A 26,800-nucleotide genomic window follows, 5' to 3' on the forward strand; every position below is an offset into this window, starting at 1 on the left:
AGGTCCGCCGCCACCGCCTCCTCCGTCACCTCAGATGGTGCTGCAATGGAACTGAAACTTAACCGGACAGCCGTGGGCTTGACCCGGCTATCCAGGGGCCGCACCGGGCTGAAGCGTTTTGCGATTTGGCGGAACCACCAAGAATCGCAAAGACACATCGGAACAAGGGGTTAGAGCAAATGAGCGTTCACGCTTGAACACACTTTGCTCCAATGTCAGCGGTCGCGATGACGGTACCTGATCGGTCAATCATCAATACCGTTGGTATAGGGCTGGATTACCGGCTCAAGCTCAGCCATGGCAAAGGTCGTGTGAACTCGAAGACGCGGAATTGAGCTGCACGAGGCCTCGGCCCCTACCCTTCGTGATGCACCTTGCGCTTGGGCGGCTTGGCAGGAGTCTTGGGCAGCGTCTTCGGCTTGCTGTCGGCGGCCTTCTTCAGGTTCTTGCGCCCCTTGTTGAGCTTGGAGTCGGTGAGCTGATCGGGCACCGCCAGGGACTTGCCGGGGTCGGCATAGCCGGCGGCCGTCACGCCCTTCTTGCCGGCGAGTTTGCTGGCCGGCAGTGCTTTCGCAGGCTTGGGCGGCAGATCGGCGAGAATGGGCGTATTGGGCAGGCTGTAGATCGGGCGCCGGGGGCCGAGATAGGGGCCGACCGCAATGGGCGGTGCCGTCACCCAGCTCGCCAGCAGCGGGCTGGGTTCCGGCGCGGGTGCAGGCGCTGCCGGACTGCCGGGCTGCACTTCGGCGGTGTCGGCACTCTCCGCCGCTCCCGAACCGCCCTTCTTGCGCGAGCAGGCGATGTCGCGGATGTCGGTCGGGCCGGGATAGGCCGAGGCCGGGAGTTGGGTGGCGAGCGGCGCCTTGGTGAAGAAGCCGCCGCCCGAATTGGTGTAGTTGGCCTCGAACAGAGCCACCGCCTGGTTGGTGCGCTCCTTGGGCGTCGGCGCACCCATGATCACTGTGATCAGCTTGCGGCCATTGCGGGTGGCCGTCGCCACCACATTGAAACCGGCGGCGCAGATGAAGCCCGTCTTCATGCCGTCGGTGCCGGGATAGCGATAGACCAGCGCATTGTGGGTGCGCATGACCCGGCTGCCGGACTGGATGGTCTGGATCTGGAACAGCGAGGCATATTGCGGAAATTGCGTGATGATGGCGTCGGCCATCACCGCCATGTCGCGCGCCGAGGTGATCTGGCGCGGATCGGGCAGGCCGTTGGGATTGACCCATTGGCTCTGGGCCATGCCCAGCGCCCGCGAATTGGCGTTCATTTCAGCGGCGAAGGCATCCACCGAACCGGATACCCCTTCGGCCAAGGCCACCGCGATGTCATTGGCCGAATGCACCACCAGCATTTTGAGGGCGTCGTCGATGGTGATCATCGTGCCGACGGGATAGCCCATCTTGGACGGCGCCTGCTTGGCGGCCAGCGGCGAGATGGCGATCGGCGTGCCCAGGTCGACACGCCCGGCCTTGATGGCCTTGAACACCGTATAGGCTGTCATCAGCTTGGTGAGGGAGGCCGGATACCAGGGCCGGGTTGCATCCTGCTGCTGCAGGACCCGCCCGCTGGCGGCATCGACGACGATGGTGGGGTTTGCCATGGGATTGGAACGCGCAACGCTTGCGGCGAGTCCGAGGGCCAAACCGGCCACGAGCGTGGTTGTGATTGCGCGATTCGTAATACCCATCAGTTCCTCTTTCGGCTGCAGCGGCGGCGACACATCGACCTCAAGGGGGGCATTTTAATGACCGCCGGGTGATTTGGCATGCAGGCATTGGCAGACGCGCAGTATCGCGGCAAAGCCTTAACGGATCAATGCGGGCAGGAAGACAGGTCGGCTGCGTCGTTTCGGCAGGAAAGATGGCTCGTTCGGCGGGTATAGTCCCGGGAGCACGGACGGAGGCGGTCCGCGCTCCCGGCTGGTCTCGTCCCTTCAGGCGTCCTGCTGCCGGAGAACGGCTTGCAACACATCCTTGACGCCGATGGCGCCGACAAAGCGCTCTTGGTCGTCGAACAGGGCGACAGGGGCCGTGTTGGATCGATGCATGGCCAGCATCACCGTCTTGAGCGAGGTACCGGGGCTGGCCCAGTAGCAGGGGTGTTCCCCGTCAGCCACCGGTTTTTCGCATTCGGAGCAATGCACCCAGGCGCCATGCACGCCGTCGCGCTCGGCTTCCACGACATGGCCGCCGTCATCGAGCCGGAAGCGCGTGGTCTGGCGGGTATCGAGCCAGATCCAGCCATCCTCGCCGCGATGGAGATCGCGTGCGTCCTGCATGACATGCCAGGCGGTGAGCACGCTGAGCGGGTTCACATTGGCGATGAATTCCTGGACATAGTCGTTGGCCGGGCGCAGCACGATATCCTCGGGCCGGCCCGACTGCACGATGCGCCCACTCTCCAGGATGGTGATGGTGTTGCCGATCTTGAGGGCTTCCTCGAGATCGTGGCTGACGAAGATGATGGTCTTCTTCAGTTCCTTCTGCAGCTGCAGCAACTCGTCCTGCAGCTTCGTGCGGATCAGGGGGTCGAGCGCCGAGAAGGGCTCGTCCATCAAAAGGATCGGCGCCTCGGTGGCGAAGGCACGGGCAAGGCCGACGCGCTGCTGCATGCCGCCCGACAGCTCATGGGCGAACTTCTTTTCCCATTGCTTGAGGTGGACCAGCTCCAGCTGCTTGTCGACCTTGGCCTTGCGCTCGGCCTCGGGCACGCCGGCCAGTTCCAGACCGAAGCCGACATTCTCCGCCACGGTCCGCCAGGGCAGGAGGCCGAACTGCTGGAACACCATGGCGACGGAATGCTGGCGGACATGGCGCAGGGTCTGCTCGCTGCAGCTGACCACGTCGACCATCTTGTTGTCGGACTTCACCAGCACCTGGCCGCGTGTCACCTTGTTGAGGCCGTTGACGGCGCGCATCAAGGTCGATTTGCCGGAACCCGACAGGCCCATCAGCACGCTGATCTCGCCTTCCTGCACGGTGAGGTTGCCATCGGCGCACCCCAGCACCGCGCCGGTCTTTTCCAGGATCTGGGCGCGGGTGGCACCGGCGTCGAGCAGCTTGATGGCTTCGGCCTGACGGGATCCGAAGATGATATCGACATTCTTGAAATCGACGGCGACGCTCATCAATGCGCTCCCTTCACTCGGCACAGACGATCCAGCACGATCGCCAGGATAACGATGCAGGCACCCGCTTCGAAGCCACGCGGAATGTTGAACTGGCCCATGGCGCGCACGACGTCGACGCCGAGGCCTTCGGCACCGACCAGGCCGGCGATGACCACCATCGACAGGCTGAGCATGATGCACTGGGTGACACCGGCCATGATGGTGGGCATGGCATGCGGCAGTTCCACCTTCCACAACAGCTGGCGCTTGGTGGAACCGAAGGACTCGCCGGCCTCCTTGAGTGCGACCGGCGTGGAGGTGATGCCCAGATAGGTCAACCGGATCGGCGCAGGCAGGGCGAAGATCAGCGTGGCGATCAGGCCTGGGGCGGCGCCGAGGCGGAACAGCGCCACCATCGGGATGAGATAGACCAGAGTGGGCAGGGTCTGCATCATGTCGAGGACGGGGTGCAACACGGTATAGAGCTTGGGACGGTGCGCCGCCATCACGCCGAGCGGGATGCCGATGGCCATGGCGACGGCGGCCGACCAGAATACCAGTGAGACCGTCTTCATGGTCGCGGCCCAATAGCCCTGGTTCCAGATGAACAGGCAGCCCAGCACGATGAACAGGCACAATTGCCAGGAACGGTGCCGCCACCACGCCAGGGCAACGACGAGCACGATGACGACGATGGGCGGCGGGTAGACCAGCAGCGCGGAGGTGCCGTTGACGATGAACTCGATGCTCAGGCGCAGCGGATCGAACAGCCAGGTGGTGCAGTATTTCTGCAGGAACTCGATGACGAGCTGCATGAACTTGCCGAATGGCAGCTTCGTATCCGTCACCCAATCGAACATCATATCCCCCGCGCTATGGCGTTTTGCGATTTGACGGAATCGGCAGGGATCGCAAAGACGCGTCGAACCAAAGAGTACGAGCAAAAGGGTGTTCACACCGAACGCGCTTTGCTCCGGGTCGCGGGCCGTCCGGCGCCCTGGCTGTGAAGCCACGACGATCCGCATTGCCCGTCGACGTCATGACTGCCGGCCCAAGAGAGGACATGACATCATTGAGGGCCGATCTGTGTCGGCTTCGTCGAGCCACCCAGCGAGTTGCCCCGCCGGGCGATCCTATACGTTCAGTGGAATGGCGCGTCCGCTCAGAGGCCGAGGCTCTTCTTCACGGCATCGAGGCCGGGCTGCCCGTCGAAGGTGGTGACGCCGGCAAGCCAGGCATCCAGAACACCCGGATTGGCCTTGAGATATTCGGTGGCGGCCGTCGGGCCATCCTTGCCGTCGCCGGTGATCGCCTGCATCACCTTGTTCTCGAGGTCCACGGTGAATTTGAGGTTGGCGATGAACTTGCCCGCATTGGGGCATTCCTCGCTCCAGCCGGCGCGCTCGTTGGTATAGACCTTGGCGGCACCGAAATTCGGGCCGAACGTATCGTCGCCACCCGTCAGATACTGGATCTTGAAATTGACGTTCATCGGGTGCGGCGCCCAGCCGAGGAAGACGATGTCCTCGCCGCGCGCCACGGCACCCTGGACCTGGGCGAGCATACCCTGCTCGGATGACTCGACGAGCTGGAAGTCCTTCAGGCCGTTCTTGTTGCCGTCGATCAGGCTCTGCACCAGGCGGTTGCCGTCATTGCCGGGCTCGATGCCGTAGATCTTGCCCTGGAGCGAATCCTTGAACTTGGCGATGTCGCCGAAGTCCTTCAGGCCCTTGTCATAGGTCGCCTGCGGCACGGCCAGCGTGTATTTTGCACCTTCGGGCAGATTGGCACCCACTTCGATCACCGATTTGTCGGCGATATAGGCCTTGCGATCATTCTCCATGCTCGGCTGCCAATTGCCGAGGAAGACGTCGATATCCTTGCTCTTCATCGAGGCATAGGTGACCGGGACGGCCAGAACCGTGGTCTTGGGGGTGTAGCCGAGACCTTCGAGAACGCGGGAGGCGATCGCCGTGGTCGCGGTGATGTCGGTCCAGCCCACATCGGAGAACTTGACCGTCTTGCAGGCTTCCGCATCGCCCGCCAGCGCGGCGCCCGTGCCGAGGCCGATGGCCAGGGCGACGCCTGCAATCATTCTACCAATACCCGTCATTTCATTTCTCCCGGAAAACACCGAAGGCCGAATCTGGGATAGACCCAGTCCGTCTTGTCTTTGTTAACCCCTCTCGACCCCAGATGGGATCGAACTCTTGCCACGGAGCCCTTTCCCCTATGGCAATTCAGCACGAAAGACAGTGCTTGTCCCGCGATTTTCCGGCGCTGGATGACGCCGACGGCACAAAGCCGCCCATCCGCGCCAGAACCGGTTTGCATCGATTTCTTGGCGTTGCCGTATGGGCATTCTATTGATTGAACATATAATCAATTAAACCTGGAACCGGCCGATCTTGGATGCGTGCAGGCGACACTCTGTGTCATAGTCGCGCCACTTTCCCAATCCGGGATGCGACGAGAATTCGAGTGATTTGCCTCAAGCAGAATTTCCGGATGTTGCAAGAATGGGCAGCATCCGGAAATTCTGCAGGCATCCGAGATCCTGCAGCAACCAAGGCAGCCCATACCGGCCTTCAACTCTTCCAAAGGACCCAACATGCTCAAGACCAAGGCAGCCGTCGTCACCGGTTCGACATCGGGCATCGGCCTCGGCATCGCGCGCGCTCTGGCCCGCGAAGGCGCCAATGTCATGCTCAACGGACTGGGCGATGCCGCCGAGATCGAGAAGACCCGGGCCGGCATCGAGGCCGAATTCGGCGTCAAGGCCCTGTTCTCGCCGGCCAACCTGATGGAACCGGCCGCGGTGAAGGGCCTGATCGGCGAGGCCGAGACCGCCTTCGGCGCGGTCGACATCCTGGTCAACAATGCCGGCATCCAGTTCGTCTCGCCGATCGACGAATTCCCCGACGACAAGTGGGAAGCGATCATCAGGCTCAACCTGCTCGCTTCCTTCTATGCCATCAAGGCGGCCCTGCCCGGCATGAAGAGGAAGGGCTGGGGACGGATCATCAACACCGCCTCGGCCCATTCCCTGGTCGCCTCGCCCTTCAAGTCCGCCTATGTCGCCGCCAAGCACGGCATTGCCGGCCTGACCAAGACGGTAGCGCTGGAGGTGGCGCAGCAGAAGATCACCTGCAACGCCATTTCCCCGGGCTATGTCTGGACACCGCTGGTCGAGGCGCAGATTCCCGACACCATGAAGGCGCGCAACATGACGGCGGAGCAGGTCAAGAATGACGTGATGCTGGGAGGTCAGCCGACCAAGGAGTTCGTCACCATCGACCAGGTCGCCTCGCTCGCGGTGTATCTGTGCTCGGATGCGGCGGCGAGCATCACCGGCGCCAATCTGTCGATGGATGGCGGCTGGACTGCCGCATGAGCACCGCCGCCAAACCCGTAAATCTGGCGTTGCAGGGCGGCGGCGCCCATGGCGCCTTCACCTGGGGCGTGCTCGATGGCCTGCTGGAGGACGGCCGCCTCGAGGTCAAGGCGATCACCGGCACCAGCGCCGGGGCCATGAACGCCGTGGTCTTCGCCGAAGGTTACCTCGAAGGCGGGGCGCCAGGCGCCCGCCGCCAGCTCGAGACATTCTGGCGTGAGATCAGCCGCAAGGGGCGGCTGTCGCCCATGCGCCGCCCGTTGCTGGAACGCTTCATGGCCGGTTGGTCGCTGGAAGATTCGCCCGGCATGGCCCTGTTCGAGAATTGGAGCCGGCTGTTCAGCCCCTATGACAGCAATCCGCTCAATCTCAACCCGCTGCGCGATCTCATCGCCGAACTGATCTGCTTCGACAAGCTCAAGGCGAGCGAGGCGATCAGGCTGTTCGTCTCCGCCACCAATGTGCGCAGCGGCCATATCCGCATTTTCGAGAATGCCGAACTGAGCGCCGATGTGGTGATGGCCTCTGCCTGCCTGCCCCAGATCTTCCAGGCCGTCGAGATCGGCGGGCAGGCCTATTGGGACGGCGGCTATCTCGGCAACCCGGCCCTGTTTCCGCTGCTCGACGAGCGCACGCCCGATGATACCATCCTGGTGCAGATCAACCCCGTGCTGGTGCGGGAGGTGCCGCAGACGGCCGGCGGTATCGCCAACCGCCTCAATGAGATCACCTTCAACGCCTCCCTCCTCGGCGAATTGCGCGCCCTCGCCATGATGCAGCGTCGCGCCCGGGGCGCCGACCGTTTCGGCGACATCCGCCTGCATCGCATCGCGCTGGGCCAGAAGGAGGGTCTCGACGCCACCTCCAAGCTCAATACCGAATGGGATTTCCTCACCTTCCTGCGCGACCAGGGCCGCCGGGCGGCGAAGACCTTCCTCACCCGGCATTTCGACGCGATCGGCACGACGGCAACGCTCGACATCGAAGCCATGCTGGGGTGAGCCGAACCGATTGACCGCCGCAACGGCTGCTGGAACGCAGCCCTGACATGCCGATCCGCCCCTTGATTTCGGGAAGGAGTCCGGCACAATGCCACTCGTTCGCGGCCTCCATGTCGCGATCGAGGAGGCCACGCCCTCCCCCATGATGGGTTTGATGTCCGGGACGGCCCGGGCCCTTTTTAGAGGAGGGCCTGATGGCCTGGATCTATCTCGTTATCGCCGGCATCTTCGAAGTGGTGTGGGCCTTCTACATGAAACAGTCGGAAGGCTTTTCGAAGCTGGTGCCGACCATCGTCACCTTCGTCACCATGGCCATCAGCTTCGGCCTGCTCTCGATCTCGATGCGCAGCCTGCCGCTCGGCACCGCCTATACGATCTGGACCGGCATCGGCGCCGTGGGCGCCTTCATCGTCGGCGTGCTGGTGCTCGGCGAACAGGCCAACGCCATGCGCATCATCGCCGCAGCCCTGATCGTCTCCGGCCTGACCATGATGAAACTGTCGACGCCGGCCTGAGGATCCATCCCGGGATCGCAGGCATCCAGCCTGCCCTTCCTCGTCTGCAAGCGCAGCGCTTCCAAGAGCAGGCTGGATGCCTGCGATCCAGGAAAAGCCTCAGATCAGGACCTGCGTGCCGATCTCCACCACCCGGTTGGAGGGGATGGAGAAATAGTCGCTGGCGTCGTCGGCATTGCGGGCGAGGATCATGTAGAGCCGGCGCTGCCAGCGCCACATCAGGGGCTGCGCCCCGCCGCGCAGGTGGCGGCGCGACAGGAAGAAGGAGGTGTCCATGATGTCGAAGGACCAGCCGGCCCTGCGGCTGAGCGCCAGCGCCTTCGGCACGTTCGGGCTTTCCATATAGCCGAACTGCACCCGCATCTTGGTGAAGGAGGCCGAGACCTCTTCGAGCGTGATGCGGCCGCCTCCCGGCACGATCGGATCATCGGTGGTCTCGATGGTCAGGATCGCGACCTTCTCATGCAGCGCCTTGTAGTGCTTGAGGCTATGCAGCAGCGCCGTGGGCGTATAGTCGGGATCGCTGGTCAGGAAGATTGCCGTACCCGGCACGCGGGCAACCGAGCCCTTTTCCAGGCTCTTGACGATGGTCATCAGCGGCACCTCGGTGCGGCGCGTCTTCTCCAGCACCAGCCGCGTGCCACGCCGCCAGGTGATCATCAGGATCATCAGGGCAGCCGCGATCATCAGGGGCACCCAGCCACCATCATGCACCTTGAGCAGGTTGGCGGAGAGGAAGACGAGGTCGATCAGCAGGAACGGCACGATGATCAGCGCCGCCGTCAGCGCCGACCAGCGCCAGACCTTCCAGATCACCAGGAAGGCCATCATCGCCGTCACCACCATGGTGGTGGTCACCGCGATGCCATAGGCCGAAGCCAGGCGAGAGGAACTCTCGAAGGCCAACACCAGGATCAGCACGCCGACCAGCAGGATGCCGTTGACCTGGGCGATATAGATCTGGCCCGACTGGTGCTCGGAGGTATGGGCCACCTTCATGCGCGGCAGAAGGCCGAGCTGGATGGCCTGGCGCGTCAGGGAATAGGCGCCGGTGATCACGGCCTGGCTGGCGATGATGGTGGCGACCGTCGCCAGGACCACCATCGGCACCAGGAAGAGCGGGTTCTGGGGCACCAGCATGTAGAAAGGATTGTCGAGGATTTCGGGTGCCGGGTTGTTCAAGACCAGCGCCCCTTGGCCGAGATAGTTCAGCGCCAGCGAGGGCAGAACCAGGGTCATCCAGGCCATCTGGATCGGCTTGCGGCCGAAATGGCCGAGATCAGCATAGAGCGCCTCGGCCCCGGTGACCGCCAGGAACACTGCGCCGAGCGCCACGAAGCCGATATGACCATGGCTGAGCATGAAGGCGACGGCGTGCCAGGGATTGAAGGCCGCGAGCACCACCGGTGCATCCTTGATGTGCCACAGGCCCGCCAGACCCATCACCACGAACCACAGTGCCATGATCGGCCCGAAGAAGGCGCCGACCCGCGCCGTGCCGTGGCTCTGGACGGCGAACAGCGCCACGATGATCGCCACGGTGATCGGCACCACGAAGGGATCGAAAGCCGGCGTCACCAGCTTCATGCCTTCCACTGCCGAGAGCACCGACACGGCCGGCGTGATGATGGCGTCGCCATAGAACATGGCAGCCCCGATGGTGCCGAGCAGCAGGAGCACGGTGCCCGAGCGCCCCAGGGCCCGCTGGGCCAGCGCCATCAAGGTAAGGGTACCGCCCTCGCCCTTGTTGTCGGCCCGGAGCAGCAACAGCACATATTTCAGCGTGACGATGACGATGAGCGCCCACAGGATCAGCGAGATCACGCCGAGCACCGCTTCCTGGCTCATCAGCCTGCCACCCTCGGTCGCCGCATGCAGCGCCTCGCGGAAGGCGTAGAGCGGGCTGGTACCGATATCGCCGTAGACGACGCCGATGGAGCCGAGCGTCAGCGCCCAGAAGCCACCACCATGGCCACTGGTTTCCTCGCCGGTGTCGGCGCTATGCGTAAGCCCCATACGGGCCTCCGTTGGATATGTTGAAGTCGGGCAGAATGAAGATGAAAAGCGCGGCTGCCATCGCCAGGCAAGCCCGTCCCCTGTTTGTGCAGCGCAGCAAGCCCGCTCTCTTACACCTTTCCGATTTCACGGCAAAGGGCTCCCGACGAGGCCGGGCCGGCTTGCGGATGCGCAAAAGCCGGCCGCCGGAACCGTTTCCCGGGAGCATGACTGTTTCAGATCAGCCTGGTCTCAGATCAGGACCTGAGTGCCGATCTCCACCACGCGGTTGGAGGGGATGGAGAAATAGTCGCTGGCATCGTCGGCGTTGCGGGCGAGGATCATGTAGAGCCGGCGCTGCCAGCGCCACATGGTGGGCTGCTTGCCGCCCCTCAGATGGCGGCGCGACAGGAAGAAGGAGGTCGACATGATGTCGAAGGACCAGCCGGCCTTGCGGCACAGCGCCAGCGCCTTCGGCACGTTCGGGCTTTCCATATAGCCGAACTGCACCTTCATCTTGGTGAAGGACGCCGAGATCTCCTCGATCGAGACCCGTCCGCCTCCCGGCACGATCGGATCGTCGGTGGTCTCGATGGTCAGGATGGCCACCTTCTCATGCAGCGCCTTGTAGTGCTTGAGGCTGTGCAGCATGGCCGTGGGCGCGTAATCGGGATCGCTGGTCAGGAAGATCGCCGTGCCCGGCACGCGGGCGACCGAGCCCTTTTCCAGGCTCTTGACGATGGTCATCAGCGGCACCTCGGTACGCCGGGACTTCTCCAGTACCAGGCGCGTGCCGCGCCGCCAGGTGACCATCAGCGTGATCAGGCCGAGGGCGATCAGGATCGGCAGCCAGGCGCCGTCGAACAGCTTGAGCAGGTTGGCGCCGAGGAAGATCGAATCGATGAGGAGGAAGGGCACGATGATCGCCGCTGCGGCCCAGGGCTTCCACAGCCAGACCCGCCAGATCACCACGAAGGCGAGGATGGCATCCACCACCATGGTGGTGGTCACGGCGATGCCATAGGCCGAAGCCAGGCGCGAGGAACTCTCGAACACCAAGACCAGCAGCACCACGCCGGCAAGCAGCATGCCGTTGACCTGGGCGATGAAGATCTGGCCGGACTGGTGCTCCGATGTGTGCGAGATGCGCATGCGCGGCACCAGGCCGAGCTGCACGGCCTGCCGCGTCAGCGAGAAGGTGCCTGTGATCACCGCCTGGCTGGCGATGATGGTGGCGCTGGTGGCCATGATCACCATCGGCACCAGGAACAGGGGCGAGGCCGGCACCAGGCGGTAGAACGGGTTCTCCAGGGCGCTGAAATCATTGAGCACCAGGGCGCCCTGGCCGAGATAATTGAGGGTCAGGGCCGGCAGCACCAGGCCGAGCCAGGCCGTTTGAATCGGCTTGCGGCCGAAATGGCCGAGATCGGCATAGAGCGCCTCGCCGCCGGTGACGGCCAGGAACACCGCGCCCAGCGTAACGAAGCCGATATGGCCATGGGTGAGCAGGAATTCGGCGGCATACCAGGGATTGATCGCCGCGATGATGCCGGGATGCTGCAGGAAATTGACGAAGCCGATCACGCCGACAAGCGTGAACCAGATCGCCATGACCGGGCCGAAAAAGGCACCGACCCGCGCCGTGCCGTGGCTCTGCACCAGAAAGAGGGCGACGATGATCACCAGCGTCAGCGGCACCACGAAGACGTCGAAGCCGGGCGCCACCAGCTTCAGGCCTTCCACGGCCGACAGCACGGAGACAGCCGGGGTGATCATGGCGTCGCCATAGAACATCGAAGCGCCGACGATGCCGAGCAGTACGATGGGTGCCCCGGTGCGCCCGAGGGCCCGCTGGGCCAGCGCCATCAGGGTCAGGGTGCCACCCTCGCCCTTGTTGTCGGCCCGAAGCAGCAGCAGCACATATTTGAGCGTGACGATGATGATCAGCGCCCACAGGATCAGGGAAATCACGCCGAGCACGGCGGTGGGCGTGACGTTCTTGCCGCCATCGGTGGCGGCATGGGCGGCCTCGCGAAAGGCATAGAGCGGGCTGGTACCGATATCGCCATAGACGACGCCGATGGAGCCAAGCGTCAACGCGGCAAACCCGCCGCTATGCTTGTGTTCGGTGGTGTCTTCGCCGTTCTCGACGGCGTTCGCGAGCCCCATGCGGGCAACTCCGTTCTGACCTGTTGGGATTGTTTCGATCGGTCGATCGCGAGATGCGATCTTCGCTCTCCAAAATGCGGCTCAAGGCGCCGCCGGTCGCATCAGGGCCGGACGGCAGGTGACGGCACGCCGGTCGAACCCGGGGTTTCCTGCCCTCGGGGTTGGGCCTCTTACACTCTTCTGCCGGTCGGGCATAGAGGCCCGCAACCCTTTTGACCAACAACTCCCCAGCCAATCGGTCCCGAAACCATGCATAGCCCACATTCAACCCGAGCGCATCATCGCGAAGGCGACACATCCTGTGACGGTTTCGGACAAGCCGATTCGATTGCAATCGGCTACCTATCTTTCATGCGACGCCGCGTCGTATTCGGAACAGTCTTTCTCTTATTTTTTCCGTAATCGCCGCAATACAAGCCCCTACTGCCAAGAAAGATATTTTCATTTCCGTGAAAATATGTCTCAACTGCGCAGAACAACCGCCCCAGAGGGAACCAGCATGGCCCAAGACCCGAAAAAGCCACTGAGCGACATCGAAATCGCGCGTCAAGCCAAGATGCAGCGCATCGAGGCGATTGCCGAGAAAGCCGGCATTCCCGACGAGGCCTTCGAGCCCTATGGCAAACATATCGCCAAGATCGATCTCGACAAGATCCCCGGCCTGCAGGATCGCCCCGACGGCAAGCTGATCCTGGTCACCGCCATCAACCCGACCCCGGCCGGCGAAGGCAAGACCACCACCACCGTCGGCCTCGGTGACGGCCTGGCCGCGATCGGCAAGAAGACCATGATCTGCCTGCGCGAACCCTCGCTCGGCCCCTGCTTCGGCGTCAAGGGCGGCGCGGCCGGCGGCGGCTATGCCCAGATCGTGCCGATGGAGCAGATCAACCTGCACTTCACCGGCGACTTCCACGCCATCACCTCGGCGCATAACCTTTTGTCGGCGATGATCGACAACCACATCTATTGGGGCAATGCGCTCGGCATCGACACCCGCCGCGTCACCTGGCGCCGCGTCCTCGACATGAACGACCGCTCGCTGCGCGCCATCAACTCCTCGCTCGGCGGCGTCTCCAACGGCTTCCCGCGCGAAGACGGCTTCGACATCACCGTGGCTTCCGAAGTCATGGCCGTGTTCTGCCTCGCCAAGGACCTCGCCGATCTCGAGGAACGCCTCGGCAAGATGATCATCGGCTACACCCGCGACAAGAAGGCGATCACCGCCGCCGACATCAAGGCTTCCAGCGCCATGACGGTGCTGCTCAAGGACGCCCTGAAGCCCAATCTGGTGCAGACGCTGGAAGGCAACCCCGCCTTCGTGCATGGCGGCCCCTTCGCCAACATCGCCCATGGCTGCAACTCGGTGACCGCGACCCGCGCCGGCCTCAAGCTCGCCGACTACGTGGTGACGGAAGCCGGCTTCGGCGCCGACCTCGGTGCCGAGAAGTTCTTCGACATCAAGTGCCGCAAGGCGGGCCTCACCCCGGCAGCCGTGGTGATCGTCGCCACCGTGCGCGCCCTCAAGATGCATGGCGGCGTGCCGAAGGACCAGCTCGGCAAGGAGAATCTGGAAGCCTTGCGCAAGGGCCTGGCCAATCTCGGCCGCCATGTCGAGAACGTGCGCAAGTTCGGTGTCTCCGCCATCGTCGGCATCAACCACTTCATTGCCGACACGCCGGCCGAGCATGAGCTCATCGCCCAGGTCTGCAAGGAGCAGTTCGGCGTCGACGCCGTGGTCTGCAGCCATTGGGCCGAGGGTTCGAAGGGCACCGAGGAACTCGCCCGCCGCGTGGTCGCGCTGGCCGAGGCACCGCATCCGCTCGACGGCCGCGGCTTCCGCACCCTCTACCCGGACGAGATGCCGCTCTGGGACAAGATGAAGCTGATCGCCAAGGAGATCTATCGCGCCGCCGATATCATCGCCGACCAGAAGGTCCGCGACCAGTTCAGGGACATCGAGGCTGCCGGCTTTGGCCATCTGCCGATCTGCGTGGCCAAGACGCAATATTCCTTCTCGACCGATCCGAACCATCGCGGCGCGCCGGTCGATCACGTCGTGCCGATCCGTGAAGTGCGCCTGTCGGCCGGCGCAGGCTTCCTGGTGGTGGTCTGCGGCGAGATCATGACCATGCCGGGCCTGCCCCGCGTGCCCTCGGCGGAGTTCATCCGTCTCGACACCAAGGGCCAGATCGAAGGTCTGTTCTGATCCCGGGTCTGCCATGCCGGTCCGGTGCGACCGGCATGGCAACACCGGCTCGAGAGCCGGGACCAACGGGTGCGTACAGCTGAACGCGCTTTACTGGGCAGGGCCGCTATGCTGCGGCCCTTCCGATCGCTCGGCGAGGAACACATCGCCATAGCCGACGATTCAAGGCAGCTCCGCCTTGAGCCGGTGCCGATGGGCGGCCTGCTTGGCCCGGTTGCCGCAGAGCGCCATGCTGCACCATCGCCGCCGATGCCCGCGTGTATGATCCGCGAACACAAGCGTACAGGACGCCCCCTCGCAAGCCTTCACGTTTGAAAAGTCCTCCGTGCAGACGAAGCGCCCCATGGCTTCGGCGAGAGGCTGAAGCAGGGTCTCGGGGGAGCGCCATTTGCGCAAGGCCTGGAACTCCAGCCCCTCATGACCCTCATCTCGCCTGGGCGCGATCCGATGAAAGCCTTCATTGCGCTCAAGCAGGCGATTGAGCGGCTCCAGTTCGCTTACGGCGTCGGCTGCAAGCGGCCTGCCCCGATGCTTTCGCACGAAGCCCCTGAACCATTCACGCAAGGCCCTGGCCTGGCCGGCCACCCTGTCGAGTTCCTCGGGCAGAGCTTGCGCCCGCACGGACTCGGCAATGTCCGGCGGCAGCAACCGCGCCTGCTCCAGCCAATTTAGCAGGCCGTCCCCGTTGTCGATCCAGTCGACCGGCGTGTCGACCGGCGTCGCCACGGAATTGAGGAAATCCAGCCCCTCGGCGTCAGCGACGAAAAGGGCGGGGGAACGCACATCCATCACATACTCCCATTGCGGCCGGCATCCTGGCCGGCGCCAAACATCTGTCCATCCCTCAAATAACCCGTTCAACAAGGCTTGACAAGTTACGATAAGCTGAAGTAACCATTTTAAGGCTATCAAGACAGTTACTCTAAACATGCCATAGAGGAGAACGTCGATGCCCCGCAAGCCTGTCAGCGTTGTTCTCGTCCATGGCGCCTGGGCCGATGGCACGAGTTGGGCAAAAATCATCCGTCCCCTCGCCGAGGAAGGGTACGGCACGGTTGCGGCGCCGCTGCCGCTGACCTCCTTCGCCGACGACGTGGCAGCGCTCGAGCGCACGTTGGAGCGCGTGCCTGGCCCGGTCGTTCTGGTCGGTCATGCCTATGCCGGCGCCGTCATCGCCGCCGTGCAAAGCAGGAAGGTCGCGTCGCTGGTCTATGTGGCCGCCCTGGCACCGGACGAGGGCGAGACGGTTGCAGATGTCTTCTATCGCGGCCGACCACATCCCGAGGCGCCGACACTTGCCCCGGACGGCCACGGCTTGATCTATCTGCCGCCAGAAGCCGTCTCCACCGCGTTTGCACCAGGAGCAACGGCCGGCGAACTGGCCCTGCTCACCGCCGTGCAACGGCCGATCTCGCTGGCCTGCATTACGGCTCCGGTCGGTCGCCCGGCCTGGAAGCAGGTACCGGCTTGGTTCCTGGTCGCGGAACAGGACCGCATGATCATCGCCGACAATCAGCACTTCATGGCGAGACGCATGCAGGCACGCATCCATGCTCGCCCGGTCGATCACACGCCGATGGTAACGGCACCGGATGTGGTCCTCGCCATCATTCAGGAGGCGATCCGCGAAGCGGCCTTGGCGTGAAGCCAAGCCCTGACCCGCCCCCGACGAACAAAGCCATGCGCGAGCCGAAGGTGCCGAGTGGACCGCGCATTCCCAGCCGCCACGACCGTGGCGTAACCCGAAAATACCGATCCATCAGGTTATAGCAGACAGGAGAGAGCCATGACGATCATTACCTACCGCACCGCGGACGTGGACGGGCTCAAGATCTTCTACCGGGAGGCGGGATCACCGCAGGCACCCAAACTCCTGCTGCTGCATGGCTTTCCGAGTTCGAGCCATATGTTTCGCGACCTGATACCGCTTCTGGCCGATCGTTTTCATATCGTTGCACCAGATCTGCCAGGCTTCGGCCAGTCGGGCCTGCCCGCGAGCGGCCATAGTTTCGAAGCGATCGCCGCCGTGATCGACCGGTTCACCGAGATCGTCGGCCTCGACCGCTATGCCATCTACGTGTTCGACTATGGCGCTCCGACGGGATTTCGCCTCGCCTTGAGGCATCCCGAACGCATCACGGCGATCATCACGCAAAACGGCAACGCCTATGAAGAAGGGCTGAGCGAGGGCTGGAACCCGATCCGCGCCTATTGGGAGGATGCGTCGGAGGCCAACCGGCAGGCGCTGAAGGCTCTTCTCAGGCCGGAGGCGACGATCTGGCAATATACCCATGGCGTGCCGGATACGCACACGGTCTCGCCTGACGGCTACTCGCTGGACAATTTCTACCTGGCCCGCCCTGAATCAGAGGCGATCCAGCTCGATCTGTTCGGCGACTATAAGAGCAATGTCGCACTCTATCCGGCCTTCCAGGCCTATTTCCGCGCACACCGGCCGCCTTTGCTGGCGGTATGGGGCAAGCACGATCCCTTCTTCCTGCCGCCCGGCGCCGAAGCCTTCAAGCGCGACATCCCAGACGCCGTCATCCGTTTCTTCGACACGGGGCACTTCGCGCTGGAGACGCATGCGACGGAGATCGCAGCGGCGATCAGGGATTTCCTGCCGCGTTGAGCGCGGTGCCCGGACAGCCATGCGGATGACGCATCGGCATCGCCATCCCCATCTGCCATGCAAAAACCCCACGGTTCGGTGAACCGTGGGGTCGATGTTTCTACGCGAGCGATACCAAGCGCGTCCGGGCAACCGACTGTGCCGGGATCGTTCGGCACAGCGTCATTCCCACCTCAATATTCGCGATAATCGCGGTAGTACCGGCGGGGACGTTCCCGATAGCGCCAGCCACCGTCATCGCGCCAACCACGCCGGTAGCCGCGATCGGGGACACAGCCATAGGGGGAGCGGTGCATCCCATAGGGGCACAAACGGCGAATTTGCTGGACGAGCCCGTTGTCGGCCTGTGATTGCGCGGATGGTGCCATCGGCATTGCCGAAGCAACCTGCGGAGCAAACATCATGCTTCCAGCGGTCAGACCAGCTGCAACAAACAGCTTCAGGGATAGTTTCATAGCTCCCTCCCTCAATTTCAATACTCGATGTCTAGCAGTATGATCTGAATGCAAGGTGAACAGGTCAGGACAAGCGATCAGATTAACGTAACGTCAACAAATCCCCAAACCTCACCAAGCCGACAAGAGACGGCCGGTCGGAAGACCTGCCCAGCGCGCTAGCTTAGAGGCGGCCCTTCCTGAAACCAAGCTCATAGATTTGCCAGACGAGCACGGCCAGCATGGCGAGGGTTACGATCCAGCGTCCATAGACCGGCAACAGCTGGTCGCTGAGGATCGGCGAGAAGATCTGGAAATAGATGGCAGCGGGCAGGATGAGCGCCAGTTGCGCCGGCCGGCCCAGGTCGTTGTAGCGCTTGGCGCCGACGAAATAGATGCAGACCGAGACCAGCACCATCACCAGATAGATGACGTCGACCGCAAAAAGCGACAGGTAATAGGGCGCCGTCATCAGCCGGGTATGCTCGCGGGCAACTTCGTCGACCAGGGCTTCGGCCGCCGCGGGATTGCGCGGCAGGACATGATTGAGCCCGTAGGCCGCCGCCACCAGCGCCCCCAGGACCAAGGCCAGCACCGCCATGGCGCGCCACCAGGTCTGCCGGTCGATGCTGCCCTTATCGTCACGAAACAGGAAACGGGCGCTGTGCGCGCCCAGGATACCAGCCATATCTCCTCCGAGGCCTGCATGCCGCCGGCTTCTAGAGCAAAGCGCGTTTAGACGGCAACACTGCTTTGCGCTGCCTCTTTGGTTCGACGCGTCTTTGCGACTCCTGGCGATGCTGCCAACGCAAAACGCTCCTGCCTGCGTGGCAAGGCAGGATCAAGGCATTTCTACTCGACCACGCCGACGAAGGGCAGCTGGCGATAGGAATGGGCGACGTCCATGCCATAGCCGACCACGAAGACGTCGGGGCACTCGAAGCCGATGAAATCGGCCTTGATGTTGACGGCGCTCTTGCCCGGCTTGTCGAGGAGCACGCAGCTCAGCACCTGCTTGGCGCCGCGCGCCGCGAGCAGGTCCTTGGCGAAGGCCAGGGTACGTCCCGATTCGAGAATGTCGTCGACCAGGAGGATGTTGCGCCCGCGCACATCGCTCTCCACGTCATGGAGAATGTTCACCGTGCCGGTCGATACGGTCGCCTCCCGATAGCTCGACAGATGCACGAACTCCACTTCCGGCGCCATGCCGGCCTTGTGCATGGCGCGCAGGAGGTCGGCCGTGAACACGAAGGAACCTTTCAGCACCGCGACCACGAGCAGATTCTCGAGATTGCGGGCCTTGATCTCCTGCACCAGCGACGCGTTGCGCTTGGCAATCGTCTCGGCATCGAACAGGACTTTGATATTACGCGACGTGGCCATCGAACTCCTCATTTCTGCCGGCACCATAGCCGCAGGAGGGTATCGGCGACAATGGCGTTGCAGTGCCGCCCGCCGCCCACCCACAGCCGCCGGATCGCCGGTCGGGCAGAGCTCTTCCCTCCTGCCTGCGAAAAGGGAGATCTTCCGAAGGTTAAATTCGTTGTCATTTCGTTAACGTTAACACCTCGTTAACGCCCTCCCGGCACAGTGCAGCCGAGGCGGTCGGGGCCGTCTTTTCGGAGATTCTGTCTTGGTTCGGTTCGAGAATGTGGGATTGCGCTACGGGATGGGCCCGGAAGTGCTGCGCGACGTCAGTTTCGACCTGCCCGCCAATTCCTTCCAGTTCCTCACCGGTCCCTCCGGCGCAGGCAAGACCACGCTGCTGCGCCTGCTCTTTCTCACCCTCAAGCCGACCCGTGGCCTCATCCACACCTTCGACCAGGAGGTGTCGACCCTCTCCAAGCACGCCCTCGCCGAGACACGGCGGCGCATCGGCATCGTCTTCCAGGATTTCCGCCTGCTCGACCACCTCACCACCTATGAGAACATCGCCCTGCCCCTGCGCGTACAGGGCCAGGACGAGGCGCGCTACCGGGCCGAAGTGGTCGAATTGCTGCATTGGGTCGGGCTGGGCGAGCGCATGCATGTGCTGCCGCCCGTATTGTCCGGCGGTGAGAAGCAGCGCGCCGCCATCGCCCGCGCCCTGATCGTACGCCCCGAATTGCTGCTGGCGGACGAGCCGACCGGCAATGTCGATCCGGCCCTGGCGCGGCGCCTGCTGCGCCTGTTCATCGAACTCAATCGTTCCGGCACCTCGGTGGTGATCGCCACCCATGACGAAAGCCTGATGGAGCTCTTCCCCGCCCGGCGCCTGCGCCTCGAGGATGGCCACGTCACGGTCCAGGAGCCCGCGTCATGGTCGTGAACGATAGAGGCCAGCCTGCCGGCCGGCGCGCCGAGACGCTGATCCGCCCGGCTGCCCCGATCGTGCCGTCGGGTTCGATCGCAGGGCGCTCGCTGATGGCCGTGGTGGCCATCATGACCTTCCTGGTCGCCCTTACGGCCGGCGGCGTGCTGCTGATTGCCGGCGCGGCCGCCGATTGGGGTTCGCAGATCGCGCGCGAGGTCACCATCCAGGTCCGCCCGGTGGAGGGGCGCGACGTCGAGGCCGAGATCGCCAAGGCCGTCGTCGCCGCCCGCGCCACCGAAGGGATCAGCGACGTGCAGGTCTATTCGCGCGAGGAAACCGAGCGCATGCTGGTGCCCTGGCTCGGCGAGGGCCTCGACATGGGCGACCTGCCGATCCCGCGCCTCATCGTGGTGAAGATCACGCCGGGCAGCCTCCCCGACTTCGCCACCTTGAAGAAGACGCTGGCCGAAACCGTGGCCGGCGCCAGCCTCGACGATCACCGCTTCTGGATCGCACGCCTGGCGGCCATGGCGCGTGCCATGGTGCTGGCGGGCCTGGCCATCCTCGTGCTGATGGTCGTCGCCACGGCACTGTCGGTGGTATTCGCCACCCGCGGCGCCATGGCCGGCAACAAGGACGTGGTGGAGGTGCTGCACTTCGTCGGCGCGCATGACAGCTTCATCGCCAACGAATTCCAGCGCCATTTCCTCTGGCTCGGTCTCAAGGGCGGGCTCATCGGCGGCGGCGCGGCGGCGCTGACCTTCCTCTTTGCCCATATGCTGGCCTCGCGCTTCACGGCCACGGCGGCGGGCGACCAGATGGAAGCCCTGTTCGGCTCCTTCAACATGGACTGGCGCGGCTATGCCGCCATTGCCGCGGCAGTCGTGCTCATTGCCATCATCACCGGCGTCACATCGCGCATGACGGTTCACCGTGTGCTGCGAGGCCACATATAGGGGTCATCCATGAGCGTCTGGCAGGGCTCTGCGCCCATTCCGCTACACACCCGCCCCGCCGACCCCATTTTCGCCCAAACCATCCGTAAGAATTTCGGATATGGCGGATTGGCCAGTTTTCGCAGGCTGGCCAGATTCGACCGGCTGACATGGGCGCGTCCGATGCGGCAGGCCTCGACGATCGATGGCATCGCTTCCCCCTCCCAGGCGGAGCACCCGCCGAGGCGGCCGCGCCGTTGGCTGCGCTGGGTCATGGAAATCACCGGCGCCTGCCTGCTGTTCTTCACCGCGGCCGTGGTGACGGATTTCGCCTATTTCGTCTCCAGCCTGCAGAACCAGACGCCCAGCCCGGCGGTGAGGGCCGACGGCATCATTGCCCTCACCGGCGGCGCCGACCGCATCAGCGAGGCCTTCGACCTGCTCAACCAGGGCCGTGCCAGGCGGCTTCTCATCACCGGCGTCAACAAGGCCACCAGCCAACAGGCGCTGGCCGGACATAGCGCCGGCGGCGTCGAGGTGCTCGACTGCTGCGTGGATATCGACCGCAACGCCCTCAATACCCTCGGCAACGCCCTGGAAACGGCACGTTGGGTACGCGACAAGCAGTTCAAGTCGATCATCGTGGTGACCTCGAACTACCATATGCCGCGTTCGCTGCTGGAATTGCGCCGGGTGCTGCCGGATACCACGCTGATCGCCTATCCCGTGATCTCGCAGAATCTTAGGCTCGATTCCTGGTGGTCCGATCCGGCCAGCATCCGCCTGCTGCTGTCGGAATATGTGAAATATGCAGGCGCCACCTTCCAGCTCCGGATGGAACGGGCCACGGCGGAGAGGGTGCAGGCGCGGGCCAAGTGAGGGATATTGCGAGAGCAGGATAGAGCCGTCCTGTCCTCGCATCGCAAAGCTCAGAGGTAGAAATGCATCCTTGATCGGGATTTCCGCAGCAAAACAGTCCCGTAGAAACTCACAGAAGATAGATTATGTCATTTCTTGCACGAGCCGGCTATTTACTGGCGCTGGCGGCGGCCTTGCCGACCGCTGCCGCCTCACAAGACGCCCGGACTTTCCAATCCGTCGATGGCTCCTATACCTTCAACTATCCCTTGAATTTCGCGCTGGATCGCGAGTTCGCCGACGGAACTGGCGATGTGACGGGCGTGACCGCATCTTCGCCGGCGAACGGTGACGTCATCATCACCTTTCTCGGCCCGCGTGATTTGGGAGATTTCAAGGAAGTGAGCGAGAAGACACGTCAGGAAATTACGGATGCCTTCACGAAGGCGATCGCGAATCTGCCTTTGATCAAGCTCAAATCCTCATCCATGACCAAGATGCTCGGACAGCCCGCCATCGACATGGTCTTCCAGAACGCTCGAATGCCTTTTGGCAAGGAGCGCCCGCAAATCAAACGCTATGTGTTCACGATCGCGAACGCCAAGGCGTACAATTTCGAGTGCATCTATCGCGAGGACAAGGCCGCCGAGTTCGCTCCGGCCTGCGATCTCGCCGTTTCCACGGTCCAATTGGCAGACGCTGCGGCGGCGAACATGTTGCCCGCGGACGAGGATGATAAGGATGCTCCGGCGGCCGGAAGCTGCACCAAGCTTGAACTCAACAGGCGCGCCATGCAGGTGACGGATCTCACCTCCGACATGCTGATGAAGGATCAGTCGCCGGCGATGGTCACCCGGGTCCGGAAGGCACACGATGCGGCGACGGCGATCGACGAGCGCGCCGGACAAAACCCATCAACGCAGGATTGCATGGACGTCGACGCGATCATAGCAACACTGAAATAGCCCGCCGTACCGCGACAACTGTCATTCCCCTGGTCGCAAAAGTCGCGCGCGAGAGTGCCGCCAAACAAGAGACATTTGCCTCGGGCAACAAAGTTTGCTCCCCCTCCCCCGAAGATGACAGTCCCTGGTCGACCGGCAATGAAGAGGGAGGCATCCGCCGTCAATTCTGCTATAGCCGCACCAGCATCCCTCGAATGATCCAGTTCATGCTCGTATTGCGCTCGCTCCTGTTCAACCTGGCCTTCTATGTCAACATCGTCCTGTGGATGATCCTGGCGCTGCCGACATTGCTGATGCCGCGCGCTGCACTGCTCTGGATCGTGAAGAACTGGGCGCGGGTGAATATCTTCCTGATGCGCCACATTGCCGGCATCACCTGCGAGATTCGCGGGCGGGAGAACCTGCCGCCCGGGCCGGTTCTGGTCGCCGCCAAGCACCAGTCGACCTGGGACATCTTCGCCATGTTCCTCGTCTGCGAGGATCCCTGCTACGTGCTCAAGCGCGAACTGATGTGGCTGCCCGTCTTCGGCTGGCTCGCCGCCAAGGCGCAGATGATCGCCGTCAACCGTGGCGCCCGCTCCAAAGCGATGAAGCAGATGAAGGCGGATGGTGAGCGCGAACTCGCCCGGGGCCGGCAGATCGTGATCTTCCCCGAGGGGACCCGCCGGGCGCCGGCCGCCGAGCCGGCCTATAAATATGGCGTGGTCTATCTCTACAGCGAGTTCGACGTTCCCTGCGTCCCGGTTGCCCTCAATTCCGGGCATTTCTGGCCGCGGCGCCAGTTCATCCGCCAGCCTGGCAGGCTGGTGATGGAAATCCTGCCGGCCATACCGGCCGGCCAGGACAAGACGGTCTTCTTCGAGCGCCTCGTGAACGACATCGAGACGGCGTCGGACCGGCTGCTTGCAGAGGCCCGCGGCCCCCTGGCAGCGGAACAAACCCGAATCGCTTGACGCCACGGCAGGCGATGTTCTAGATTTGTTCCATGACACAGATCGCGATTCGTTCTCGTTCATCGTCGCCCGAGCACCGCCTGTGCACGACGCTGGCCGCCTTGGGCCGCGATGCGCCGGCGGCGGCATCGCGCTTCCGTCGCTGGGTCGGCATATCAGGCCGTTCCTATCTGGTCTCGGTCTATCCGATCGCCCAATGCCCTGATTATGTCGATGCCGTCCTGATCGCGGTCGATGCAGGCGGTGCCTGTGTGTGGATCGGTGAGGCCGGCCAAGGCGGCGACGATCTCCTCGCCATGCTCGCGGCAGCAGCCGGGGCCGGCGCCTGCGAAGTCCACGTGCATCTCCTGGCCGGGGATCCGGCAGCGCGGGCGGCAGCCATTCGCGATCTCGACGGCCGGCACTGAACGCCCACCTGTCGCAACACGCCCTTGCGAGACGTCTTGTCTCCGTCAGATCGCAAGGTGTTTCGGACCGCAAACTTCTTTGCCGCCCGACCGACGGATTTTCCTGGCCCCGCCGTTCAAATGGCGTCCCTCGCGCTGCTATCCGCGCGATCTGTCCCAGGAGATGCCCATGATCGGCCGTTCGATCCTTGCCTTGATGCTGGCCTTGCCGGCCGCAGCCGCTATGGCACAGACGACGCAACCGGCGCCGTCCGAGACCCCGGCCGCCCAGGCCCCCACTCCCCAGGCCCCCGATCCTCAGGCCCCTTCACAATCCAACGCACCGGCCAAGGTCGGACTCAGCCTTGCCGAATTCCAGGCCCGCCGCGAGAAGGCCCTGATGAAGGCGGATACCGATGGCGACGGTAAGATCAGCCTGGCGGAATGGAGCGCCTTCCAGACCAAACGAAACGCCAAGACCGACCCGGCCAAATCCTTCGTTCGCCTCGATACCAACAAGGACGGCTTCCTCGACAAGGCCGAACTCGACGCCTTCTTCGCCAAGCGTTTTGCCCGGCTCGATGCCAACAAGGACGGCGCGCTCGCCCGGGAGGAACTGCCGGGCCACAAATCGGCTGCCAAACCGGCGCAATGATGCTGGACCATGGCCCTCGATGAGTCCCGGGAGTGCGCCTGGCCATGGTGTCCGATCCAGACGAGGAGTTGGTGCGCCGGATCGGTTCGGGCGACGATGCCGCCATGCAGGCCCTGGTCTCGCGCAAGCTGCCCCGGCTGCTCGCTTTGGCGCGCCGCATGCTGGGCGATGCCGCTGAGGCCGAGGATGTCGCGCAGGAGACCTTCCTGCGGATCTGGCGCAATGCGGCGCGCTGGCGGCCCGGCGCAGCCCGATTCGACACCTGGATCCATCGTGTCGCGCTCAATCTCTGCTATGACCGCCTGCGCCGCCGCAGGGAGTGGACAGGCCTCGATCTACCCGAATTGGCCGCCCCTGTGGACCATCCGGCGACCAGCGGGATCGAGGAGGCCAGCGACCATGTCGAGCGAGCCTTGCAGGCCATTGCTCCGCGGCAGCGGGAAGCCATCGTCCTGACCTACTATCAGGCGATGTCTAATATCGAGGCCGCCGCGGCCATGGAAATCAGCGTCGAGGCGCTGGAGAGCCTGCTTGCCCGCGGACGCCGTTCTCTGCAATCGCTCCTGATCAGGAAGGCCGACCATGACTGAAGCTCCCTTCGCGATGAGTGCAGAGCGTTTTGCGGCCCTCGCCGCCGCCTATGGCGCGGTGATGGAGACCTGGCCCGCATCCGAGCGTAGCGCCGGGCGCGCCTTCGCGCTGACACCGCAGGGCCGGCATATTCTCGCACGGGCCGGCCGCCTCGACCTGGCGTTGCGCGGCATCGGGGAACATGGCTGCATCCGCCTCCAGGCTGCAGGACAGGGCAATGCAGCCGCTCCCGCTCCCCAAGCCCGGACAGCAGCCGGCCTCCCGCAGCGCCTCGCAGCACCCGTCCGCCGGTCCCGTTCGGACAAGCTTGAAGCCCTGCTGTCAGGGAGCAGCTCCCATGCCTGACCGACCCACACCAATGGATGCCAGGCGTTTTGCCGCCCTTGCCGACAGCCATGGCAGCCGCCTGCAGCACTGGCCGGAAGCCGAACGGGCTGCAGCCATGGCCTTTGCGTCGAGCGCCGAGGGGCAGGCCATCCTGCAGGCTGCCGCCCAACTCGACGCCATGCTGGATCGCTATGCGGTCCCGTCCCCAACCGCCGATCTTCATGCACGGGTCGTGGCGGCCGGAACCGCCAGCCTCGCTCCCCGCCGCCGGACCCGCCGCTGGTGGCTCGGCCTCGGCCTCGCAGGCGCCGGTCTTGCCGGCGCCCTGGCGGGAACCCTGGCAATCGCCCTGCTCGATGCGCCGACAAGGACAGAGCATCTCGGTCTGGGCGCGACGGTCACGGCTTTCGGAGACGCCGGGCCTGATACCGAGATCAGCGAGGAAGGATCGTGATCATGGCCGGCGCGCGCGTCCCCCTCATCGTCTCGATCGCCCTCAACATTTTCCTGGCCGGGGCGATCGCCGGCGGCATCGTCTGGTTCGAGGCGCGCAGATCCGTCCCGCGTGCCTCGCTGCAGGCCCTGGGCAACCAGCTTCCGGCGCCGGAACGCGATGCCTTCTACAAGACCCTGCGCGAGGCGCGCCATCAGGCGCGGCAGACAATCCTCGACGGACAGCAGGCTCGGCGCGATGCCGCCGCCCTATTGCGGCAACCGACACTGGATGCTCCGGCCCTGCTTGCGGCCCTGGAACGCGCCCGCATCGCCGATTCCGCCATGCGGGCCGGACTCGAACAGCGCATCGTCGAATTCGCGGCCACGAGTTCGCCGGCCGATCGCGCCATCCTGGCCGAAGGGCTGAGCCGCTATATCCACGCGCCGCCGCCACCGCCGAAGAAATCCGCTCAATAGCGACGGATTTCCCTGCGGACTGCGTTCAAGCTCGCAGGAGGCCACGCCGGCCTTCCGCAAGCAGTATCCGGTGGAGTTCCATCATGAAGCGTATCATTCAAATCGCCGCCATCGCCACGCTCGGCCTGCCCGGCCTGGCCGCCACGACCACAGGCGCCTCGGCCATGCCGCTGGCTGCCTCCAACCCGGCCTCCGCGCCCTTGGTGCAGCAGGTGGCCTGGGGCTGCGGCCCTGGCTGGCGTCCCAACATCTGGGGGCGCTGCGTGCCGCAATATCCGGTCTACAGCTATGGCTGGAGCCGCCCCGTCTACTATTACGGCTGGGGCGGCGGTTACGGCTGGCATCGCCCCTATTACAGGCACGCCTGGCATCGCTGGTAGACCGAGCTGCGACAGGCTGATCGCTCAAAGCACCGGATCCGGAAGCGGATCCGGTGCTGCAAATCCTGCCGTCGCATCCCATTT

Annotated in this window: 28 protein-coding genes; 18 read left to right on the plus strand and 10 right to left on the minus strand. The window is 64.0% G+C overall.

Annotated features, from left to right (window positions below; genetic code table 11):
* Positions 1–355: 355 nt before the first annotated feature.
* From ABXS05_RS31430 to ABXS05_RS31445, 4 genes are all read right to left on the minus strand, one after another.
* Entirely contained in the window at positions 356–1,693 is a 1,338-nt protein-coding gene (locus ABXS05_RS31430) for a D-alanyl-D-alanine carboxypeptidase family protein (RefSeq protein ID WP_367626638.1), read from the minus strand.
* 246 nt (positions 1,694–1,939) lie between these two features.
* A complete protein-coding gene (gene choV / locus ABXS05_RS31435; RefSeq protein ID WP_311934656.1) occupies positions 1,940–3,133 on the minus strand; it encodes a choline ABC transporter ATP-binding protein in 1,194 nt (397 codons plus the stop codon).
* Complete coding sequence (gene choW, locus ABXS05_RS31440; RefSeq protein WP_311934655.1) at positions 3,133–3,963, minus strand: choline ABC transporter permease subunit; 831 nt, start codon at positions 3,961–3,963, stop codon at positions 3,133–3,135. The genes choV and choW overlap by 1 nt, the downstream gene beginning before the upstream one ends.
* A gap of 314 nt (positions 3,964–4,277) precedes the next feature.
* Positions 4,278–5,228, minus strand: coding sequence for a choline ABC transporter substrate-binding protein (locus tag ABXS05_RS31445; RefSeq protein WP_311934654.1), 951 nt, complete (start codon positions 5,226–5,228; stop codon positions 4,278–4,280).
* 498 nt (positions 5,229–5,726) lie between these two features.
* Here ABXS05_RS31445 and ABXS05_RS31450 point away from each other — a divergent pair, with 498 nt between their 5' ends.
* From ABXS05_RS31450 to sugE, 3 genes are all read left to right on the plus strand, one after another.
* Positions 5,727–6,509 carry a 3-hydroxybutyrate dehydrogenase gene (locus ABXS05_RS31450; protein ID WP_311934653.1) on the plus strand — a complete coding sequence of 261 codons (783 nt, stop codon included), beginning with the start codon at positions 5,727–5,729 and terminating at the stop codon, positions 6,507–6,509.
* Positions 6,506–7,510, plus strand: a complete 1,005-nt coding sequence (locus ABXS05_RS31455) for a patatin-like phospholipase family protein (protein WP_311934652.1) — start codon at positions 6,506–6,508, stop codon at positions 7,508–7,510. The genes ABXS05_RS31450 and ABXS05_RS31455 overlap by 4 nt, the downstream gene beginning before the upstream one ends.
* 194 nt (positions 7,511–7,704) lie before the next feature.
* Positions 7,705–8,025: a quaternary ammonium compound efflux SMR transporter SugE gene (sugE, locus tag ABXS05_RS31460; protein ID WP_311934651.1), complete on the plus strand. Its 321-nt coding sequence runs from the start codon at positions 7,705–7,707 to the stop codon at positions 8,023–8,025.
* A gap of 99 nt (positions 8,026–8,124) precedes the next feature.
* Here the strand turns inward: sugE and ABXS05_RS31465 are convergent, their stop codons facing one another.
* Both ABXS05_RS31465 and ABXS05_RS31470 read right to left on the minus strand, forming a co-directional pair.
* Positions 8,125–10,041: a potassium transporter Kup gene (locus ABXS05_RS31465; protein ID WP_376717652.1), complete on the minus strand. Its 1,917-nt coding sequence runs from the start codon at positions 10,039–10,041 to the stop codon at positions 8,125–8,127.
* Positions 10,042–10,272: 231 nt separating this feature from the next.
* Positions 10,273–12,189 carry a potassium transporter Kup gene (locus tag ABXS05_RS31470; protein ID WP_367626639.1) on the minus strand — a complete coding sequence of 639 codons (1,917 nt, stop codon included), beginning with the start codon at positions 12,187–12,189 and terminating at the stop codon, positions 10,273–10,275.
* A gap of 499 nt (positions 12,190–12,688) precedes the next feature.
* On the opposite strand from ABXS05_RS31470, the gene ABXS05_RS31475 reads away from it, so the two are divergent.
* Positions 12,689–14,395, plus strand: a complete 1,707-nt coding sequence (locus ABXS05_RS31475; protein WP_149252641.1) for a formate--tetrahydrofolate ligase — start codon at positions 12,689–12,691, stop codon at positions 14,393–14,395.
* Positions 14,396–14,557: 162 nt separating this feature from the next.
* On the opposite strand, the gene ABXS05_RS31480 is transcribed toward ABXS05_RS31475, so the two are convergent.
* Entirely contained in the window at positions 14,558–15,184 is a 627-nt protein-coding gene (locus ABXS05_RS31480; protein ID WP_367626640.1) for a CGNR zinc finger domain-containing protein, read from the minus strand.
* A gap of 160 nt (positions 15,185–15,344) precedes the next feature.
* Between ABXS05_RS31480 and ABXS05_RS31485 the strand changes: the two genes are divergently transcribed.
* Positions 15,345–16,040, plus strand: coding sequence for an alpha/beta fold hydrolase (locus tag ABXS05_RS31485; RefSeq protein WP_367626641.1), 696 nt, complete (start codon positions 15,345–15,347; stop codon positions 16,038–16,040).
* Between the two features lie 141 nt (positions 16,041–16,181).
* Positions 16,182–17,027: an alpha/beta fold hydrolase gene (locus tag ABXS05_RS31490; RefSeq protein ID WP_367626642.1), complete on the plus strand. Its 846-nt coding sequence runs from the start codon at positions 16,182–16,184 to the stop codon at positions 17,025–17,027.
* Positions 17,028–17,200: 173 nt separating this feature from the next.
* On the opposite strand, the gene ABXS05_RS31495 is transcribed toward ABXS05_RS31490, so the two are convergent.
* The 3 genes from ABXS05_RS31495 to hpt form a co-directional block, all read right to left on the minus strand.
* The gene (locus ABXS05_RS31495) at positions 17,201–17,482 is read right to left on the minus strand and encodes a hypothetical protein (protein ID WP_311934646.1); all 282 of its coding nucleotides are present in this window, start codon (positions 17,480–17,482) and stop codon (positions 17,201–17,203) included.
* Positions 17,483–17,645: 163 nt separating this feature from the next.
* The gene (locus tag ABXS05_RS31500; RefSeq protein WP_367626643.1) at positions 17,646–18,149 is read right to left on the minus strand and encodes a hypothetical protein; all 504 of its coding nucleotides are present in this window, start codon (positions 18,147–18,149) and stop codon (positions 17,646–17,648) included.
* Positions 18,150–18,313: 164 nt separating this feature from the next.
* Positions 18,314–18,844, minus strand: coding sequence for a hypoxanthine phosphoribosyltransferase (gene hpt, locus ABXS05_RS31505; RefSeq protein ID WP_367626644.1), 531 nt, complete (start codon positions 18,842–18,844; stop codon positions 18,314–18,316).
* Between the two features lie 250 nt (positions 18,845–19,094).
* Here hpt and ftsE point away from each other — a divergent pair, with 250 nt between their 5' ends.
* The 12 genes from ftsE to ABXS05_RS31565 all read left to right on the plus strand — a co-directional run bounded on the left by ftsE (position 19,095) and on the right by ABXS05_RS31565 (position 26,716).
* On the plus strand, positions 19,095–19,769 hold the full coding sequence (ftsE, locus tag ABXS05_RS31510) for a cell division ATP-binding protein FtsE (RefSeq protein ID WP_068299045.1): 675 nt from the start codon (positions 19,095–19,097) through the stop codon (positions 19,767–19,769).
* Complete coding sequence (locus ABXS05_RS31515; RefSeq protein ID WP_367626645.1) at positions 19,760–20,710, plus strand: cell division protein FtsX; 951 nt, start codon at positions 19,760–19,762, stop codon at positions 20,708–20,710. Before ftsE ends, ABXS05_RS31515 begins: the two co-directional genes overlap by 10 nt.
* Positions 20,711–20,719: 9 nt before the next feature.
* Positions 20,720–21,568 carry a YdcF family protein gene (locus tag ABXS05_RS31520; RefSeq protein WP_367626646.1) on the plus strand — a complete coding sequence of 283 codons (849 nt, stop codon included), beginning with the start codon at positions 20,720–20,722 and terminating at the stop codon, positions 21,566–21,568.
* Positions 21,569–21,693: 125 nt separating this feature from the next.
* Positions 21,694–22,512, plus strand: a complete 819-nt coding sequence (locus ABXS05_RS31525) for a hypothetical protein (RefSeq protein ID WP_367626647.1) — start codon at positions 21,694–21,696, stop codon at positions 22,510–22,512.
* 206 nt (positions 22,513–22,718) lie between these two features.
* The gene (locus tag ABXS05_RS31530) at positions 22,719–23,465 is read left to right on the plus strand and encodes a lysophospholipid acyltransferase family protein (protein WP_311934641.1); all 747 of its coding nucleotides are present in this window, start codon (positions 22,719–22,721) and stop codon (positions 23,463–23,465) included.
* Between the two features lie 32 nt (positions 23,466–23,497).
* Positions 23,498–23,872, plus strand: a complete 375-nt coding sequence (locus ABXS05_RS31535) for a hypothetical protein (protein WP_367626648.1) — start codon at positions 23,498–23,500, stop codon at positions 23,870–23,872.
* A gap of 169 nt (positions 23,873–24,041) precedes the next feature.
* The gene (locus ABXS05_RS31540) at positions 24,042–24,506 is read left to right on the plus strand and encodes an EF-hand domain-containing protein (protein WP_367626649.1); all 465 of its coding nucleotides are present in this window, start codon (positions 24,042–24,044) and stop codon (positions 24,504–24,506) included.
* A gap of 44 nt (positions 24,507–24,550) precedes the next feature.
* On the plus strand, positions 24,551–25,096 hold the full coding sequence (locus ABXS05_RS31545) for an RNA polymerase sigma factor (protein WP_367626650.1): 546 nt from the start codon (positions 24,551–24,553) through the stop codon (positions 25,094–25,096).
* Entirely contained in the window at positions 25,089–25,442 is a 354-nt protein-coding gene (locus tag ABXS05_RS31550) for a hypothetical protein (protein WP_367626651.1), read from the plus strand. The genes ABXS05_RS31545 and ABXS05_RS31550 overlap by 8 nt, the downstream gene beginning before the upstream one ends.
* The gene (locus ABXS05_RS31555) at positions 25,435–25,878 is read left to right on the plus strand and encodes a hypothetical protein (protein ID WP_311934636.1); all 444 of its coding nucleotides are present in this window, start codon (positions 25,435–25,437) and stop codon (positions 25,876–25,878) included. Before ABXS05_RS31550 ends, ABXS05_RS31555 begins: the two co-directional genes overlap by 8 nt.
* 2 nt (positions 25,879–25,880) lie before the next feature.
* A complete protein-coding gene (locus ABXS05_RS31560; protein WP_311934635.1) occupies positions 25,881–26,336 on the plus strand; it encodes a periplasmic heavy metal sensor in 456 nt (151 codons plus the stop codon).
* Positions 26,337–26,419: 83 nt separating this feature from the next.
* Positions 26,420–26,716, plus strand: coding sequence for a GCG_CRPN prefix-to-repeats domain-containing protein (locus ABXS05_RS31565; RefSeq protein WP_311934634.1), 297 nt, complete (start codon positions 26,420–26,422; stop codon positions 26,714–26,716).
* Positions 26,717–26,800 lie beyond the last annotated feature (84 nt).

It is taken from the genome of Labrys neptuniae, assembly GCF_040797145.1.
GTDB lineage: Bacteria > Pseudomonadota > Alphaproteobacteria > Rhizobiales > Labraceae > Labrys > Labrys neptuniae.

What these genes read in the sequence shown, in the direction of transcription:
- ABXS05_RS31530 (WP_311934641.1), top strand. Translation starts at nt 22,719, where the DNA reads ATGCTCGTATTGCGCTCGCTCCTGTTCAACCTGGCCTTCTATGTCAAC.
- ABXS05_RS31540 (WP_367626649.1), top strand. Translation starts at nt 24,042, where the DNA reads ATGATCGGCCGTTCGATCCTTGCCTTGATGCTGGCCTTGCCGGCCGCA.
- ABXS05_RS31455 (WP_311934652.1), top strand. Translation starts at nt 6,506, where the DNA reads ATGAGCACCGCCGCCAAACCCGTAAATCTGGCGTTGCAGGGCGGCGGC.
- hpt (WP_367626644.1), bottom strand. Translation starts at nt 18,844, where the DNA reads ATGGCCACGTCGCGTAATATCAAAGTCCTGTTCGATGCCGAGACGATT.
- ABXS05_RS31565 (WP_311934634.1), top strand. Translation starts at nt 26,420, where the DNA reads ATGAAGCGTATCATTCAAATCGCCGCCATCGCCACGCTCGGCCTGCCC.
- ABXS05_RS31525 (WP_367626647.1), top strand. Translation starts at nt 21,694, where the DNA reads ATGTCATTTCTTGCACGAGCCGGCTATTTACTGGCGCTGGCGGCGGCC.
- ABXS05_RS31555 (WP_311934636.1), top strand. Translation starts at nt 25,435, where the DNA reads ATGCCTGACCGACCCACACCAATGGATGCCAGGCGTTTTGCCGCCCTT.
- ABXS05_RS31535 (WP_367626648.1), top strand. Translation starts at nt 23,498, where the DNA reads ATGACACAGATCGCGATTCGTTCTCGTTCATCGTCGCCCGAGCACCGC.
- ABXS05_RS31560 (WP_311934635.1), top strand. Translation starts at nt 25,881, where the DNA reads ATGGCCGGCGCGCGCGTCCCCCTCATCGTCTCGATCGCCCTCAACATT.
- ABXS05_RS31520 (WP_367626646.1), top strand. Translation starts at nt 20,720, where the DNA reads ATGAGCGTCTGGCAGGGCTCTGCGCCCATTCCGCTACACACCCGCCCC.
- ABXS05_RS31545 (WP_367626650.1), top strand. Translation starts at nt 24,551, where the DNA reads ATGGTGTCCGATCCAGACGAGGAGTTGGTGCGCCGGATCGGTTCGGGC.
- ABXS05_RS31500 (WP_367626643.1), bottom strand. Translation starts at nt 18,149, where the DNA reads ATGGCTGGTATCCTGGGCGCGCACAGCGCCCGTTTCCTGTTTCGTGAC.
- ABXS05_RS31515 (WP_367626645.1), top strand. Translation starts at nt 19,760, where the DNA reads ATGGTCGTGAACGATAGAGGCCAGCCTGCCGGCCGGCGCGCCGAGACG.
- ABXS05_RS31480 (WP_367626640.1), bottom strand. Translation starts at nt 15,184, where the DNA reads ATGGATGTGCGTTCCCCCGCCCTTTTCGTCGCTGACGCCGAGGGGCTG.
- sugE (WP_311934651.1), top strand. Translation starts at nt 7,705, where the DNA reads ATGGCCTGGATCTATCTCGTTATCGCCGGCATCTTCGAAGTGGTGTGG.
- ABXS05_RS31550 (WP_367626651.1), top strand. Translation starts at nt 25,089, where the DNA reads ATGACTGAAGCTCCCTTCGCGATGAGTGCAGAGCGTTTTGCGGCCCTC.
- ABXS05_RS31450 (WP_311934653.1), top strand. Translation starts at nt 5,727, where the DNA reads ATGCTCAAGACCAAGGCAGCCGTCGTCACCGGTTCGACATCGGGCATC.
- ABXS05_RS31430 (WP_367626638.1), bottom strand. Translation starts at nt 1,693, where the DNA reads ATGGGTATTACGAATCGCGCAATCACAACCACGCTCGTGGCCGGTTTG.
- ABXS05_RS31445 (WP_311934654.1), bottom strand. Translation starts at nt 5,228, where the DNA reads ATGACGGGTATTGGTAGAATGATTGCAGGCGTCGCCCTGGCCATCGGC.
- ABXS05_RS31490 (WP_367626642.1), top strand. Translation starts at nt 16,182, where the DNA reads ATGACGATCATTACCTACCGCACCGCGGACGTGGACGGGCTCAAGATC.
- ABXS05_RS31465 (WP_376717652.1), bottom strand. Translation starts at nt 10,041, where the DNA reads ATGGGGCTTACGCATAGCGCCGACACCGGCGAGGAAACCAGTGGCCAT.
- choV (WP_311934656.1), bottom strand. Translation starts at nt 3,133, where the DNA reads ATGAGCGTCGCCGTCGATTTCAAGAATGTCGATATCATCTTCGGATCC.
- ABXS05_RS31485 (WP_367626641.1), top strand. Translation starts at nt 15,345, where the DNA reads ATGCCCCGCAAGCCTGTCAGCGTTGTTCTCGTCCATGGCGCCTGGGCC.
- ABXS05_RS31470 (WP_367626639.1), bottom strand. Translation starts at nt 12,189, where the DNA reads ATGGGGCTCGCGAACGCCGTCGAGAACGGCGAAGACACCACCGAACAC.
- ABXS05_RS31495 (WP_311934646.1), bottom strand. Translation starts at nt 17,482, where the DNA reads ATGAAACTATCCCTGAAGCTGTTTGTTGCAGCTGGTCTGACCGCTGGA.
- ABXS05_RS31475 (WP_149252641.1), top strand. Translation starts at nt 12,689, where the DNA reads ATGGCCCAAGACCCGAAAAAGCCACTGAGCGACATCGAAATCGCGCGT.